This window comes from Sphingomonas epibiotica (genome assembly GCF_039615155.1).
Classification (GTDB): domain Bacteria; phylum Pseudomonadota; class Alphaproteobacteria; order Sphingomonadales; family Sphingomonadaceae; genus Sphingomonas.
The window spans coordinates 23,523-37,013 of sequence record NZ_JBDGHY010000015.1 but is presented as its reverse complement, the minus strand read 5'-3'; the positions used below and the strand labels follow the sequence as shown (position 1 = coordinate 37,013).

Annotated in this window: 11 protein-coding genes; 1 reads left to right on the top strand and 10 read right to left on the bottom strand. The window is 65.1% G+C overall.

The genetic code is table 11. The annotated features are described in order from the left end of the window. Positions 1 to 1,631, top strand: a 1,631-nt coding sequence (locus AAIO73_RS19355; RefSeq protein ID WP_345880317.1) for a Tn3 family transposase, incomplete at its 5' end; no start/stop codon positions are given. A gap of 196 nt (positions 1,632 to 1,827) precedes the next feature. Here AAIO73_RS19355 and AAIO73_RS19350 read toward each other — a convergent pair. Genes AAIO73_RS19350 through AAIO73_RS19305 form a run of 10 tightly spaced genes read right to left on the bottom strand, consistent with a single transcriptional unit; the run spans position 1,828 to position 13,448 of the window. Beyond that, positions 1,828 to 2,577 (bottom strand): HAD-IIB family hydrolase, encoded by a 750-nt coding sequence (locus AAIO73_RS19350; protein ID WP_042469173.1) that lies wholly within the window; start codon positions 2,575 to 2,577, stop codon positions 1,828 to 1,830. After that, positions 2,574 to 5,075: a heavy metal translocating P-type ATPase gene (locus AAIO73_RS19345; RefSeq protein ID WP_004212886.1), complete on the bottom strand. Its 2,502-nt coding sequence runs from the start codon at positions 5,073 to 5,075 to the stop codon at positions 2,574 to 2,576. Before AAIO73_RS19345 ends, AAIO73_RS19350 begins: the two co-directional genes overlap by 4 nt. Further along, positions 5,072 to 5,680 (bottom strand): cation efflux transmembrane domain-containing protein, encoded by a 609-nt coding sequence (locus AAIO73_RS19340; RefSeq protein ID WP_004212885.1) that lies wholly within the window; start codon positions 5,678 to 5,680, stop codon positions 5,072 to 5,074. Before AAIO73_RS19340 ends, AAIO73_RS19345 begins: the two co-directional genes overlap by 4 nt. Further along, on the bottom strand, positions 5,677 to 6,363 hold the full coding sequence (locus AAIO73_RS19335; RefSeq protein ID WP_042469170.1) for a ZIP family metal transporter: 687 nt from the start codon (positions 6,361 to 6,363) through the stop codon (positions 5,677 to 5,679). Before AAIO73_RS19335 ends, AAIO73_RS19340 begins: the two co-directional genes overlap by 4 nt. Positions 6,364 to 6,366: 3 nt before the next feature. Next, entirely contained in the window at positions 6,367 to 6,780 is a 414-nt protein-coding gene (locus tag AAIO73_RS19330; RefSeq protein WP_004212881.1) for a hypothetical protein, read from the bottom strand. A gap of 47 nt (positions 6,781 to 6,827) precedes the next feature. After that, positions 6,828 to 7,205 carry a hypothetical protein gene (locus tag AAIO73_RS19325; RefSeq protein ID WP_004212880.1) on the bottom strand — a complete coding sequence of 126 codons (378 nt, stop codon included), beginning with the start codon at positions 7,203 to 7,205 and terminating at the stop codon, positions 6,828 to 6,830. Next, positions 7,202 to 7,690 (bottom strand): SRPBCC domain-containing protein, encoded by a 489-nt coding sequence (locus AAIO73_RS19320; RefSeq protein ID WP_004212879.1) that lies wholly within the window; start codon positions 7,688 to 7,690, stop codon positions 7,202 to 7,204. Before AAIO73_RS19320 ends, AAIO73_RS19325 begins: the two co-directional genes overlap by 4 nt. Before the next feature lie 53 nt (positions 7,691 to 7,743). Next, positions 7,744 to 10,989 carry an efflux RND transporter permease subunit gene (locus AAIO73_RS19315; protein WP_004212878.1) on the bottom strand — a complete coding sequence of 1,082 codons (3,246 nt, stop codon included), beginning with the start codon at positions 10,987 to 10,989 and terminating at the stop codon, positions 7,744 to 7,746. 3 nt (positions 10,990 to 10,992) lie between these two features. Further along, positions 10,993 to 12,171 carry an efflux RND transporter periplasmic adaptor subunit gene (locus AAIO73_RS19310; RefSeq protein ID WP_004212877.1) on the bottom strand — a complete coding sequence of 393 codons (1,179 nt, stop codon included), beginning with the start codon at positions 12,169 to 12,171 and terminating at the stop codon, positions 10,993 to 10,995. Next, the gene (locus AAIO73_RS19305) at positions 12,171 to 13,448 is read right to left on the bottom strand and encodes a TolC family protein (RefSeq protein ID WP_004212875.1); all 1,278 of its coding nucleotides are present in this window, start codon (positions 13,446 to 13,448) and stop codon (positions 12,171 to 12,173) included. The genes AAIO73_RS19310 and AAIO73_RS19305 overlap by 1 nt, the downstream gene beginning before the upstream one ends. Positions 13,449 to 13,491 lie beyond the last annotated feature (43 nt).

Sequence of the window (13,491 nt, the reverse complement as noted above, 5' to 3'; positions counted from 1 at the left end):
GGATCAAGGTCGATCCGCCGGTGGATTTTCTACGTCCCAACTCGAAATGGCATCGTCATCTTCGCGCTGAGCCCAGCGGCGACCACCGGCTTTGGGAAATCGCGGTGCTGTTCCACATCCGCGACGCCTTCCGGTCCGGTGACATATGGTTGGCGGGATCGCGCCGCTATGGCGACCTCAAGCAGCTTCTGGTCCCGCCACAGGCGATAGAGCAGACCGCGCGGCTCGCCGTGCCGCTGCGACCCGGCGAATGGCTGGCCGAGCGCAGGGCTCGACTGGATACACGGCTGAAGGAGTTTGGCCGCGCGGCGCGAACCGGCACGATCCCAGGCGGCATCATCGAGAACGGCAAGCTGCACATCGACAAGCTGAGGGCCGACACGCCCGAAGGGGCCGAGGATCTCGTGCTCGATCTCTATCAACAGCTCCCGCCCGCGAGGATCACCGATCTGTTGCTGGAAGTCGATGAGCGAACCGGATTTTCCGAGGCGTTCACGCATCTGCGCACCGGCGCGCCCTGCAGCGACCGGATCGGCCTGATGAACGTGTTGCTGGCGGAAGGCGTCAATCTCGGTTTGCGCAAGATGGCGGCGGCGACCAACACGCACAGCTTCTGGGAATTGCTGCGGATCGCGCGCTGGCATGTCGAAGGCAGCGCCTATGATCGGGCGCTCGCCATGATCGTGGAGGCCCACGCCGCCCTGCCCATGGCCGCCTTCTGGGGACAAGGGCAATCGGCATCCAGCGACGGGCAGTTCTTCCTTGCTACCGAGCAGGGCGAGGCGATGAATCTGATCAACGCGAAATATGGCAACGTCCCGGGCCTCAAGGGATACAGCCATGTGTCCGATCAATATGCGCCGTTCGCAACCCAGGTGATCCCGGCAACGGTCAGCGAGGCTCCCTATATCCTGGACGGGCTGCTCATGAATGACGCGGGCCGCCGCGTTCGCCAGCATTTTGCCGACACGGGCGGCTTCACCGATCATGTGTTCGCCGCCTGCGCCTTGCTCGGCTACAGGTTCGCCCCCCGTATCCGCGATCTCCCTCAGAAAAGACTCTATGCCTTCACGCCCAACGCGACGCCGGCCAATGTGCGAGCGCTGGTCGGAGGTAAGATCAATGAACCGCACATCGAGCGCAACTGGCCCGACATCCTGCGCATCATGGCGACGATCGCAGCGGGGATCGTCGCCCCCAGCCAGATTCTTCGCAAGCTCGCCTCTTACCCGCGCCAGAATGAGCTGGCCCTCGCATTGCGAGAGGTGGGCCGCATCGAGCGAACCCTGTTCATGATCGACTGGATTCTTGATGCCGGCCTCCAGCGCCAGGCTCAGATCGGCCTCAACAAGGGTGAGGCCCACCACGCCCTAAAGCGCGCCATCAGCTTCCACCGCCGAGGTGAAATCCGGGATCGATCCGGCGAAGGCCAGCACTATCGCATCGCCGGAATGAACCTGCTCGCCGCCATCATCATATTCTGGAACACCATGAAGCTCGGCGAGGTCGTCAATACCCGGGCCGCCAGCGGTACCCATATCGCGCCTGATCTACTCGCCCACGTCTCGCCGTTGGGATGGGAACACATCAATCCAACCGGGGAATATCGCTGGCCCAAATCCTTAGCGTAGGATTCCGCCCCCTCCCGCAAACGCCCCCTACGATTGAGAAGCGCGGCGGAATCTCTTAGATTGATCGCTGGAGGCTTTGTTCGCGGAGACGCGCACATTGCCTTCTTTTCGTTTTAGGAAGCGCTGCCCTAAGCGACAGAAGCCAGAGCTTTGACAATGCGGCATTCCGCGATGGAGCCGACCATGTATCTTGATCCTATCGGTGCAGACACGCGATGATGGCGGTCACGACGGCGGTGGTTTCCGCGACGTCGCGCACCCTCACTGTGTCGAGGCCGATTTCAGCAGCGGGATAGTCATTCCCACCGGGGAATATCGCATCCCCAATGAACAGCATCCCGTCGAGCGGGACACCGCTCTCGGCACTCAGGCGCTTCAGGCCATAGCCCTTGTCGATCCCTGCTCTGGTCACGTCGATCGATGTCGTGCCACCGAGATTGATCGAGAGCTCCGGCAGCTTCGCGCGCAACGTGGCCTGCAACGCGGTCCTCTTCTTTCGGTCAGGATCCCACGCTTCCTTTTCCTTCAGCGGCGCTGCCTGCCCCAGGCCCGAAAAGGTGATCTGGCTGCCCCGGTCCTCGATCCGTTCGCCCCAGATACGTTCGTCGGCGAGACCGGCATCGGTCAGCGCCTGATCGAAGGCCATGCGGATCTTCGCCTTCTCCGCGTCGTCGAACAGTTCGGCATAGACCGCGCGCCAAGCGCCATTGATGAACCGATAGAGTTTCGTGCCTGTGGTCGGCATCAACCAGAGACGGTCGAGCGCGACGCCGGCAGGAAGGCGCGAGGCGATCTGCTTTTCGAACTGCGGCCAGTCCCCGCCCGAGATCACCGCCACATCCGTGATGGCGAGCAATCGGGCGAGGATTGCGGCCATATCCTCCGATAACGGCCGCTTGCTCTCGGCAAGCGTGCCGTCGAGGTCGAAGGCGATCAGCCACTTCATGCCGCCTTCCCTGCCGGATCGCGGTAGGCGAGCAGCCTGAGCGCATTGATGACGACGAGCAGCGTCGATCCCTCATGAACCGCCACCGCTGGCCCAATGCCGAGGCCGAGGATGGTAGCAGGCACCAGGAAGGCGACGACACCCAGGCTGACGAAGACGTTCTGCCGGATGATTCCACGGGTATGGCGGCTAAGACCGACTGCGAATGGCAGGTGCGCCAGATCGTCGGCCATCAGCGCCACGTCGGCTGTCTCCAGCGCAACGTCCGACCCCGCCGCGCCCATCGCGATGCCGACCGTGGCGCTTGCCATCGCCGGCGCATCGTTCACGCCGTCGCCCACCATCGCGACCTTGTCTTCGCCGGCGAGCTTCTTGATCGCGGCAACCTTGTCTTCGGGCATGAGGTCGCCCCACGCTTCGTCGATCCCGACTTCGTCGGCGATCGCTTCGGCGACTTTCTGGTGATCGCCGGAGATCATTATCATCCGCGACACGCCCATCTCGTGCAGCCGACGCAACGCGGTCTTGGCAGCTTCGCGAGGCGTGTCCATCAGGCCGATCGCGCCCAGGTCGCGGTCCCCCTTGCGGACCACCATTGTCGTGCGGCCGTTCTCGCGCAGCTTCGCGATTGCGTCCTGCGCGCCCTGCCCCAGCGCCGGAATGCCCTCACTTCCGAACATCTCGGCCTTGCCGATCCACACCGTCTCGCCATCCACGCTCGCGGTGACGCCCCGACCGGTCAGGCTCTTGAGGTCGCCGGCAGTCGGCACGGCACGATCGTTCAGACGTTCGCGGCCGTCCTTGACGATCGCTTGGGCCAGGGGATGGTCGCTCAACGCTTCGACGGCGACAGCCAGCGCCAGCAACTCGCCTTCATCGGCGCCATCGACGGGCACGACATCAGTGATGCGCGGACGACCTTCGGTCAGCGTGCCCGTCTTGTCGAAAGCGATCGCTTTGAGCGACCCGAGGTTTTCGAGCGGTGCACCGCCCTTCACGAGCACGCCGCCCCGCGCTGCACGGGCAACGCCCGACAGGACCGCGCTCGGCGTTGCGATCGCGAGCGCGCACGGGCTTGCCGCCACCAGCACCGCCATCGCGCGATAGAAGCTGTCGCGGAACGGCTCGTCGACGACCACCCATGCGAACAGCAGGAGCACTGACAGGACCAGGACGGCGGGCACGAAGATCCGTTCGAACCGGTCGGTGAAGCGCTGCGTCGGCGACTTCTGCGTCTCCGCTTCGCTCACCATCTTCACGACCTTGGCAAGCGCGCTTTCATTGGAACGGCGTGTCACCTCGATCTCGATCGCGCCGCCGCCGTTGATCGTACCAGCAAAAACCCGGCTTTCCGCGTCGACTGCATCGGGCTTGGCGCGTGCCGCTGCGGCATCTGCGACCGGCACCTTGTCGACCGGGATGCTTTCACCCGTGACCGGGGCCTGGTTGATCGCGCTGGTGCCCTTGATGACGAAGCCGTCGGCAGGCAGGCGCTCGTTCGGGCGGACGATGGCAATGTCCCCGACGACCATCTGCTCGACCGGGATTTCGCTGGTCTGCCCGCCGCGTCGCACGGTCGCGGTTTCGGGCGCGAGCTTCGCCAGCGCCTCGATCGCCTTCTTGGCGCGGCCCATTGCATAATGCTCAAGCGCATGGCCGAGGCTGAACAGGAACAGCAGCAGCGCACCTTCGGCCCATGCGCCCAGCGCAGCGGCGCCGGCCGCAGCGACCAACATCAGCGTGTCGATCTCGAACTTCTTCATCCGGAGGTTGTCGATCGCCTCGCGCAGCGTGAAGAATCCGCCGAAGAAATAGGCTGCGATATAGCAGGCGGTCGGCAGCCATTCGGGCGCGCCAGCGACCAGCCTCTCGATCGCGTAGCCGATCCCCAGCAGCGCGCCACAGGCGAGCGCGAAGATCAGCTCGGTATTGGGGCCGAGAAATTCGGCGTGGCTATGGTCGTGGCCATCGCCGGGGCCGTGCTTCTCTTCGCCCGCGCCGTGGCCCCCGGGGCCGTGGTCGTGGCCGGCATGTTCATCGGCAGCGACCCGCTTGCCCACCCTCACCTTCAGCTTGCGAAGCGCAGCGCGCACCTCCTCTTCGGTGGTTTCGCGGCGATCATATTCGACCCGGACAGACCCGCTGGTGCTGGCGCTTGCCTGGACCACGCCGGGCAAGGCGCACAGCGCATCGCTGACCGTGCGCGCCCGACGTTCGTGGTTGATCCCCGTCACCTGCCAGATCGCATGGCCGTAGCGCTCGGTGATTTCGGCACCTGCGGCGCGCACCATTTCGCGCAACCGTGGCAGCGGCAGCTTGGCGGCATCGAAATGGATGCACAGCGCCGCTGGCGTGTTGCCGTCGAGACAGATCACATGCGCCCGCTCGACACCTTCGCGCTTTGACAGGGTTGATACGAGACGGTCCAGGCAGGCATCGGCCGCGTCAGGAAGGTCCGGCAACAACACTGGAATGTCGAGTTCGAGCTTGTCGTTCATGACGACCTCCTTTCGCTTTTCTTGGTTTCGGCGCGCGCGTCGCGCAGGATTTCGACACCGCCCTTGATGGCGATGATGGCGGTGGCGAAGCCGACCAGCAGGTCCGGCCAATTGGTACCCAACCACAGCACCAGCACGCCGGCGATCAGGATGCCGCCGTTGGAAATGAAGTCGTTGAAGCTGAAGGTGGTTGCGGCCCGGAGATTGACGTCCGGATCCTTGAGGCGCTGGAGCAGCCGCAGGCAGAGGTAATTCACGACGCCGGCGATCGCGGACATGACCATCATGGTAGGTCCGATGGGCTCGCTGCCCTGCACGTAGCGCCGTCCGACATCGATCAAGATGCCGCCCGCGAAGATCAGCAGCATGACGCCCGAAGCGACCGCGGCGCGTGTCTTCCATGTCTGGCCCCGGGTGAGCGCCACAAGGCTCAGCGCATACACAGCCGTATCGGACAGGTTGTCGACGCCGTTGGCGATCAGCGCGCTCGAGTCCGCGAAGAAGCCGGAAACGAAGAAGCCCGCAGCGATCGCCGCGTTCAGCAGCAGGACGATCCACAGTGTGCGGCGCTCCTGCCCGCCATTGTTGTCGTTGCCCGGGATCATCCCATCATCTCCTCAAGTGTCAGCAGGGCCAGGAAGCCGACGAAAAACATCGAGCTGATGAGCGGGGTGTCGGGTTTCTCGTGCGCCTCGACCAGCAACTCCTCCGTGACGAGGTAGAGCAGCGCCATCAGCCCGAAGCTGAGGAAGCCGGCGATCATCACCGGCGACAGCGCGGCGACCGGCACGGCAGCGAGCGCGCCGATCGGCAGCAGCAGGGCCAATGCCGAGACGATCACGATGATGCGCAAGCGCGAGCGATAGGTTTCCGCCAGCTCGTCGGTCAGCGTCAGTCCCAGAAATAACACTTCCAGAGTGAGCGCGATCGTCAGCAGGAGACCTGCCTTCTCGCCCGCCACGAAAGCGAGGCCGAGCACCAGGCCGTCGACCAGAATGTCGATGCCGATCGCGGCGAGTAGCGCCATCAGCCCCTTGAAGCGGGCCTCAAGAGCCTTGAGCCCCAGCATGGTCGCGACGCCCGCCGCCCCGCCGATCAACGTCGCGCTGGGCGATGCCTCATGCTTGACCTGCGGCAGGATTTCGGTCGCTGCCGCCGCGAACACGACGCCGGCAGCGAGATGCTGTAGGCCCGCCACGAGGCCAGGTTTCAACTTGGTGCGGCTCGCGACAATCGCGCCGAGCACGACCGCCAGCACAGGCGCAAGCGTATAGAGCAGTGCCTGCATTTCCTAGGACTCCTCCGGGGTTCGGTGGCAGACGCGGATCTTCCCGCGTCGCGTGAACGCGATCGATCCGCCCGCCACGACAGCCCGCGAATGGTCGCCGCGAAACTCGTCACCGGTTCGCTGCGCGCGCAGGATCTCGGTCCTGCCCTTCGGCAGCCAGGTGACGGCCATTTTCAAGCCGTCATCGATGAAGTCGACATCGGCGCGTGTGCCGTCGTCGCAGTACATGATGCGCTGCGCGATTAGTTTCGACGTCAGATGCTTTTCATGCGCCGGCTCGGTAGGCTGGGTCGGCGCTGGATTACACGCCCCTATAACCGCCCCGGAGACGAGAACGACGCCGAGGCGCGCGATCGCCAGACCGGCCCGATTCAGGCCGCACAAGGTTGTCACATTTGAAATCGACGTGTCAGACATCGGTCTCTTCCGACGAAGCGCCCTGTGGCGTTCGAAGGCAGGGCAGTTCATCGCGTGCCTTCCCGCTCGCAGATCCGGGTACGGCCATCGCCTTCCACGATGGTGAGCTGCGACCCCTTGAAGGTCGCGGTGGCTGTTTCGCCGACATATTGCAGGCCCTGCGCTGGCGCGGTCAGCATCATCGGCGGTCCCCCGTTGGAGCGCCGCAAATCGATCTGCAGGCCGTTGTCCTTGTAATCGACGAACAGCGGTTCCCCGTCGGAACAGCGATATCTATGCCGCCCCATTTCCCCGGTCGCCACGGCGCTGTCGGACGAATGAATCTGCTGCTCCGTTGGCGGGGCTGGCGGCTTTCTTTCCGAGCACGCCGCGAGCCCGACAACGAGGATGACGGCGGGCAGCACCCGCTTACAGTGCATCATCATCGCGCCTTCCTCCTGTAGCGGAAGGGGACGCGCTGACGATTGATAGCCCGGGCAGGCTGACCTACCCGCCAGCGGAGATAGGTTGCGAGGCGATCGTCAGATTCGACCATCAGGGATCGCAGGCGGCGCAACATCATCGCCGCGAACGGCAGGGAGAGCGCCCCGCGCAGCGTGCAGCTATGCGTTAGCCTGGTGCCGCCATCGTCCCCCGCCAGCTCGTACCGCTCTTCGAGCGTGAACAGATAGGGGATGCCGCAGGACCAAGCGAAGGCGTGCGGTTTATCGAATCGATCAATCCGTGCTGGCGTCCGAATTGGCCGGGTGATGCCCTGGATCGCAAAGGTGCATTCTGTGTCGCCGAGCCGGGACGGATCATCGAGAAATACGAGCGGACTCCACGCCCGGCGATGATCCGGATCGGTGAGTGCCGACCAGATGCGCAGTGGCCCGCCGTGAAGCATCGAGCTGGTTATGGTGCGAGGCATATCCCCATCTCCCAGAGATGGGCGGGGCGATCGCGGATCGCCCCGCCCATCCATCAGGCCAAGTTGTTCACGAAGGTCTGACCGTGGTCGTCCCCTTCATGCTCCTCATTGTAGTGCTCGGGTTTCTCGATCACTTTCTGCCCGAACCGGGCATAGAGTGTCGGCAGCACGAACAGCGTAAGAAGCGTCGCCGAGATCAGACCGCCGATGACGACCGTCGCCAAAGGCTTTTGAACCTCTGCGCCGGCGCCTTCGCCCAGCGCCATCGGCACGAAGCCGAGGCTGGCGACTAGCGCGGTCATGATGACGGGTCGCAGACGCTGCATCGCGCCAACATGCGCGGCTTCCTCGCGGCTCATCCCTGATCGGATCAGATCTTGGATCGAGCTGACCATGACGAGGCCGTTGAGGACCGCGATGCCCGAGAGGGCGATGAAGCCCACTGCCGCCGAGATCGAGAAGTCCATGCCCCGCAGGAACAGCAACAGGACGCCGCCCACCAGCGCGAAAGGCACGCCGGTGAACACGATCGCGGCGTCGCGGACCGATCCCAACGCCCCGTAGAGGAGCAGCAGGATCAAGATGAAGCAAGCCGGAATGACCAGCTTCAGCCGTTCGCTTGCCGATTGGAGGTTCTCGAACTGGCCGCCCCATTCGAGATAGGTGCCGGCAGGCAGCCGGAGTTGGCTGCCGATCGCCGCCTGCGCATCCGCCACGACGGATCCGACGTCGCGGCCACGCACGTTGGCTTGCACCACCACGCGCCGCTTGCCGTTCTCGCGGCTGATCTGGTTCGGACCATCGACCACCTTGATCTCGGCGACGCTGGACAGCGGTACATAGCCGCCGCCTGCCACCGGCACCTGCACCTGTTGGAGCAGGCCGATGTCGGCACGCTGCGCCTCCGACAGGCGGATCACCACGGGGAAGCGACGGTCGCCCTCGAAGATCTGGCCCGATGTTCGCCCGCCGATCGTCGCAGTCACGGTGTCCTGCACATCCTGAGCCGTAACGCCCAACCGCGCCATCGCGTCGCGGTTGACGCGAATGTCGAGCATGGGAAGACCGGTCGTCTGCTCCACCTTCACGTCCGCTGCGCCTTGCGTTCTGCGCAGCACCGCCGCGATTTGCTCGGCCGTCCGGTTCATCTGGTTGAAGTCGTCCCCGAACACCTTCACCGCGATGTCGCCGCGCACGCCGGCGATCAGCTCGTTGAAGCGCATCTGGATGGGCTGGGTGATCTCGTAGGCATTTCCCGGAATCTTCGCGAGATTACCCTCGATCCGGCTGACCAGCTCCTCCTTGGGAAGCTCAGGATCCGGCCAATCCTTGCGCGGCTTCAGGATGACGAACATGTCGGTCGCGTTCGGCGGCATCGGGTCGGCCGCCAGCTCGGCGGTGCCCGTCTTGGAATAGACGAATTGCACCTCCGGCTGCTTCGACATCATCCGCTCGATCGGCACCTGCATCGCCTGGCTCTGCTGGACCGACGTTGCCGGAATGCGGAGCGACTGGATCAGCAAATCGCCTTCGTCGAGCTGCGGCAGGAACACCGAGCCGAGCGTAGTGAAAGCAAGCGCCGCCACCACAAGGCTTCCCACACCCGCACCGATCGTCAGCGTCGGGCGCTTCATGGCCCGGTCGAGACCGGGTTCGTAGCGCTTCTTCAGCCACGTGATGATGCGGCCGTCCTTCTCCTCGACCTTCTTCGACAGCCAGATCGCAATCATCGCCGGCACGAAGGTGAGAGAGAGGATGAAGGCGAAGGCGAGCGCGATGATGACGGTCAGCGCCATCGGTCCGAACGTTTTACCCTCCACGCCGGTCAGCGTGAGCAGCGGTACGTAGACGAGGATGATGATTGCCTGCCCGTACACAGAGGGACGGATCATCTCACGCGCAGCGGCTGCCACGGTCGCGAGCCGTTCCTTGACGCTGAGCAATCGGCCTTCATGATGCTGTTGCTCGGCAAGCCGGCGCAGCGCGTTTTCGACAATGATGACGGCGCCGTCGACGATCAGACCGAAGTCCAAAGCCCCAAGGCTCATCAGATTGGCCGAGACCCCAGCGCGCAGCATACCAAAGCCTGTCAGCATCATGGTGATCGGGATGACCAACGCCGCGATCAGGGCCGCACGGAAGTTGCCGAGCAGCAGGAAGAGCACGACGATGACCAGCACCGCGCCTTCGGACAGGTTTTTCGCGACCGTCTTGATCGTCGAATTGACCAGCTCGGTGCGGTTCAGCACCGGCTGAATTACGACGTCAGGAGGCAGCGAAGCGTTGATCGTCTTCAGTTTCTCAGCGACCGCGGTCGACACGATGCGGCTGTTCTCGCCGATCCGCATGATCGCCGTGCCGACGACGACTTCGGTACCGTTCTCCGATGCCGAACCCATGCGGATCGCCTGACCCGTCTTCACAGTCGCAACTTGTTCGACCGTGATCGGCACGCCGTTACGTGTCGCGATCACGGTCCTGGCCAACTCGCTGGCATTGCGAACGAGCGCATCCGAGCGAACAGCCAGACCTTCGCCATTGCGATTGACGAAGCCACCGCCGACGCTGGTGTTATTGCGCTCCAGCGCATTTCCCAGGTCCGTCAGCGTGATGCCGAGCGAGGCCAGCTTCTGCACGTCGGGCACGACGAGGAACTGCTTGGCGTAACCGCCAATCGAGTCGACACCGGCGAGGCCCGGTGTGGTCTTCAGAAGCGGCGTCACGATCCAGTCCTGCGCGGTGCGCAGGTAGGTCGCCTTGTCCTCTTCGGTCGTCAGTCGCTCGCCCTCTGGCGTGATGTAGCTGCCATCGGGCTGTTGGCCCGGTTCACCGGGCTTGTGCTTGTCGTCCTCGCGATGATCGAGACGAACGGTGTACATGTACACCTCGCCCAGGCCTGTCGCGATCGGACCCATTTCAGGGTTCACGCCGTCGGGCAGATTCTCTTGCACGCCCCGCAGACGCTCGCCCACCTGCTGGCGGGCGAAATAGATGTCCGTCGCGTCCGAAAAGACCGCCGTGATCTGCGCGAAGCCGTTGCGGCTCAACGAGCGCGTATATTCCAGGCCGGGGGTGCCGGCGAGCGCGGTTTCGATTGGAAACGACACCTGCTTCTCGACCAGCTCGGGCGAGAGGGCAGGCGCGCGGACGTTGATCTGGACCTGATTGTTGGTGATGTCCGGCACCGCGTCGATCGGTAGCCGGTAAAGGGAAAAGGCGCCGATGGCGGCGACGATGACGGTGAGGAGCAGGACTAGCCAGCGCTTCTCGACCGCCCAGGTTACGATACGGGCGATCATGGCTTAATCCTCGTGGCTCGCTTCGCCCTTGCCGATCTCGGCCTTGAGCGTGAAACTTCCGGTGGTGGCGATCTGTTCGTTGCCGGTCAGGCCCGACCGGACGATCACCGTGTCGCCCGACGCATCGCCGAGCTGGACCGGGGTCGCCTTGAAGCCGGTGGGCGTGCGCACGAACACGACCGACTTGCCCTCGAAACTCTGGACCGCCGTCGTCGGCACGCGGACCGCCCCGCTCCCGCCGCTGCCCGTGAGCTGCACGGCTGCCGTCACAGGCTCGCCGACCCGCCATTCGCCACCGCGATTGTCGAGGGTGGCGAGCGCAGGCACGAGCCGCGTCTGCGGATCAAGCGCCGGCGACACGAAGGTCACGCGGGCGGTCGCCTGACGGCCTGCCGCCTTCACCAGCACCGTATTGCCGGGACGCACCCGGCCCGCATCCTCGGGCTTGAGATTAAGCGCGATCGACACCTGGCTCAGGTTGGCGATGCGATAGAGTTCGGCATCCGCCGCGACCGTTTGTCCCAGCGTCACGGGGCGCGCAATGATCTGGCCCGAGATCGGCGCGGCAATGCCGAGCCGGTTGAGCCCGCCGCCGCCGACACCCGCCGCCGAAACCATGCTCTGCGCCTGCGTCAGGGCGATCCGCGCCTCCGTCGCCGCTGTGCGGGCGGCGATCAGATCCTGTTCAGGGGAGACTCTCTGCGCGAACAGCCGCTGTTCGCGCGCGAGGTTCGAATTAGCGAGCTGAAGCCGCGCCCGCGCCGCCTCGACCTCGCCCTTGATCTGCGCCGCCTCGCGGCTTTCGATGACCGCAATGGTCTGGCCGCGTCCGACCGATTGGCCGAGGTTACGGGTGAGCGCGACCACGCGTCCCGCAATTGCGGCCGAGACGACCTGCGTTCCCTGTGGGTCGCCCTCGATGATCGCGGGCAGCTCGATCGTCCCGGCCCCGCCGATGATCGGCCGTCCGACCTGGACGCCCGCTGTGGCGATCTGGTCGGCACCCAATGTGACGACCCCTTCACCGGCATGACCGCCTTCAGCACCGCCCTTTTCCGTGCCCGCTGCCGTCTCATTGGCAGCTGCGCCTTCGGCAGTTGCCTCGTTTCCGCCATCCTTGCCGCCGCAGGCAGCCAAGAGCAGGGCGAGCGACGCCGCGCCCGCGAGATAAAAGCTCTTCATCACTGATTCCCCCCATTGGGCGCACGAGCGGTCAGTCGCTCCACTTGCGCGCGGGCATTCTGGTAATTGGCAAGCGCGTCGATCGCGGCGACCCGCGTTTCGGCGAGCGTGCGTTCAGCATCGAGCAATTCGAGCTGGCCGAACTTGCCCTCGCGATAGCCGATCCGCGCGATGCGGGCGGCCTCCTGTGCAGCCGCCAGCGCCGGCCCCGACGCCGCACGAGCCGTCGTTGCGGCATTGGCCGCCTGCGCCTGCGCGTCCGTGATCGCCTGTTCGATGTCGAGCGCGGTCACGCGGCGCTGCGCATCCGCCTGGGTCCGCTGCGCGGTCGCCTGCGCAATCGCGGCGCGACCATTGTTGAACACCGGGATCGGGATCGACACGCTGAACACCGCCGCCATGTCGTTGGTCGCTTCCAGGCGGCGGATCGACGGCCCGACGTTCAGGTCAGGCACGCGATTGGCGCGCGCGAGCCGCACGCCGGCTTCGGCAATGGAGAAATCCGCGTTGGCTGCCGCCAGCGCGAGTGTGCCGGTCGTGTTGACCGGTGCCAACGGCCCATAGACGTTCACACCGGGAAGGCGATCGAGCAGCGTGTCATCGAGCAGGCCGTCGATCGGCCGTCCGATCCGACGCGCCAGATTGGCGCGGGCCGCCTCGGCCAAGCGAAGCTGCCGCTCCACATTGGCGTCGGCATTGATACGCGCGACATCCGCGCGCTGTTGCTCGAGTGGCGATGCCCGCCCTGCCTGCACGCGAACGCTCGCGGCCCGCAGCGCATCGCTGGCGATCCGGGCCTGATCGCGGGCTGTCATTACCCGGCGATCGGCCGCGACCGCTTCGACATAGAGCTGCGTTACCTGAAGCCGGACATCCGCCGCGATGATCGCGGCCTGGATCTCGGCCCGGGACAATTGCGCATTGGCGACCGCGACGCGGGCGCCGCGCTTGCCGCCTAGCTCGATCGGGATCGCAAAGCCGACCGTGGTTTCCGCGCTGCGGACCCCCCGATACGGCCCGGAGCCGATGACATTCTCGACTTGGCCTTGAACCACCGGATTGGGCCGCAAGCCGGCGACTGTGCGACCTGCACGGGCCGCGTCGATTCCAGCTGTCGCCGCTTCCGCAGCAGGGGCCGAACCGCCCGCTGCACTGACCGCTTGGTCAAGCGTGTAGACCGGCGCATCCTGCGCAACAGGCGCGGACGGTCCGACCTGCGCCTGCGCCATCGTGGCGCAAGACGCTGCGGCCAGCATGGCCGCGAGGATACGATTCATGAAAATAGGACTCCTGACGATGATCGACAGGGGCGCGCCAACG